The organism is Gilvimarinus sp. 1_MG-2023, from assembly GCF_030548285.1.
Genome location: NZ_JAUOSC010000585.1, coordinates 1 through 321, shown reverse-complemented (window position 1 = coordinate 321; position 321 = coordinate 1). Strand labels below are relative to the sequence as shown.

Genomic DNA, 321 nt, shown 5'->3' with positions numbered 1-321 from the left:
GGCATCAACACCACGCCATCGCGCCTTCAAAGGCCTGGCCTGGGCACTGCTGGTTTACGGCGTCGCCGCCTTCTGGGGCGCATTGCAAGGCAACCATAATCCGTTACAGCCACTGACATCTACTCATGCCGGGTCTGCTGCCAGCGCTGAACAGCAGGCCAACGCTTTTTATCGCACCGAGTCGGTGACTGACATCCAGCGCCTGATCAAAAACAGCCAGCAACCCGTCATGCTGGATCTCTACGCCGACTGGTGCATCAGCTGCAAAGTCATGGATGAAGAAATTTTTGCCGATGATGAAGTACAGCGCCAATTGAGCCA

The 321-nt window shown here is 56.1% G+C and carries 1 protein-coding gene; it reads left to right on the top strand.

Annotation, left to right across the window (positions count from 1 at the left end; translation table 11 throughout):
• On the top strand, positions 1–321 hold a 321-nt coding region (locus Q4563_RS18190; RefSeq protein ID WP_303605502.1), incomplete at both ends, for a thioredoxin family protein.